The 1,656-nt window shown below is 44.6% G+C and carries 1 protein-coding gene; it reads left to right on the forward strand.

Translation table 11 applies throughout. The features are described from left to right. The first annotated feature begins 302 nt into the window (after positions 1 to 302). Positions 303 to 1,550, forward strand: coding sequence for an IS110 family transposase (locus tag GT1_RS21815; RefSeq protein ID WP_188400487.1), 1,248 nt, complete (start codon positions 303 to 305; stop codon positions 1,548 to 1,550). The last annotated feature ends 106 nt before the right edge of the window (positions 1,551 to 1,656 follow it).

The raw sequence follows: 1,656 nt of genomic DNA on the forward strand, positions 1-1,656 counted from the left end.
TTTATAACCATTCCTTTCGCTTCGCTCAAGGCACAAAACGGAATGAAATCCGTTAGCCTGGAGCGATTTTTTCTTGTATTCTTAACTATACAGGGATGCCAGCATACTACAAATCACGAGGAGGGGAGTGGAACACCTCCATTATGAGGTGACCGCATTTTTATATGTGTAGATTGCCTTTCCAAGCACAAATAAGTGTCGCTTCGAGCACGCAGACTTATCTTTGTTTAAACAAACTCGTTTATTGCTGGGCAATCAGTCCCTGTTGACATCTCTGCCTAATTCTGGAAAGGAGTTTGCCTATGGCTTTGAAAATTGTCTACCCCGTCTGTTGTGGCATTGACGTTCACAAAACCTTTGTCGTGGCCTGTATTGCTTCCACCAACAGCAGCGGCATCACGACTTACAAACGCCATCGCTTTTCTACCTTTACCAAAGGTCTCCAGGAGCTGTCACAGTGGCTTTGTAAAAACGACTGTAAGGATGTTTGCATGGAATCAACCGGCAAATATTGGATCCCTGTATTCAATATTCTGGAGCATTCCTGCAACATCACGCTGGCTCACCCCAAATACGTTAAGGCTATTCGGGGCAAAAAAACTGACAAAAAGGACGCCCAATGGATTGCCGATCTATTCAAGCATGACCTTGTCGCGGGAAGTTTTATGCCTCCTTTGCCCATCCGGCAATTGCGCGATCTAATGCGCTACCGCTTTAAGCTGACCAACTTTTCCTCCAGTGAGAAAAATCGCCTTCAAAACAGCTTGACAGTTTCCAACATTCAACTTGGCAATGTCGTCTCCGATACCTTTGGTAAAAGTTCCATGAATATCATTAACAAGCTGCTCAACAATCCGCTTGATACGTCTTTTGACATAGAACCGCTTATTCACGGCTCTATGAAGAACAAACTTCCTGAACTGCAACTTGCGATCGAGGGGGCCATTACTCCCGAACAAGCCGGAAAAATTATGGTCATTAAAAAGCATTATGAAAACCTTGAGGCTCGCAAAGCCGACCTGGAAGCCATAATTCTTTCCCTTGCCGGGTCCTACTCCGAAGAAATCACATTGATCTTGACTGTCCCGTCCTTCAAAAACATCTTTTCCGCCATTGCTGTGATTGCAGAAATCGGCGTGAATATGGACGTGTTCCCGACATCCAAGCATCTGTGCTCTTGGGCAGGACTTACTCCCACTAACAATGAAAGTGCCGGCAAGAAAAAGTCAGTAAGAATTTCGAGAGCTGGCTGCTACATCAAGCCTCTTTTGGTACAGTGTGCCACCGCCGTAGTCAAAAGCGAAAAACATCCCGAAATCCGAAACCGCTACCTGCAACTTAAGAAGCGTAGGGGCCACAAACGAGCTATCATTGCGATTGCGCGAATGCTGCTAACGGCCATCTATCACATCTTGAAATCCAAAGAACCCTATAACCCTGATTTATATAAAAAATCGGATGTTCGTCCTGTCCGTCATGAAATTACGATAGAACAAGCCATTCGATTGGCACAAGCTCAGGGTTACCGAATTCTAGAGTTTGCTACCTAGCTTCTTTTTCTTGAAAATACATTATTTACCATCCAACTGTTTCTTGACAGCTTATTTGCTATGCTCATTTTCCTTGTTGAGCACCTTGGCTCAGGATTTCAGACTT

The organism is Sporomusa sp. GT1 (genome assembly GCF_014634905.1).
Taxonomy (GTDB): Bacteria; Bacillota; Negativicutes; order Sporomusales; family Sporomusaceae; genus Sporomusa; species Sporomusa sphaeroides.

What these genes read in the sequence shown, in the direction of transcription:
- GT1_RS21815 (WP_188400487.1), top strand. Translation starts at nt 303, where the DNA reads ATGGCTTTGAAAATTGTCTACCCCGTCTGTTGTGGCATTGACGTTCAC.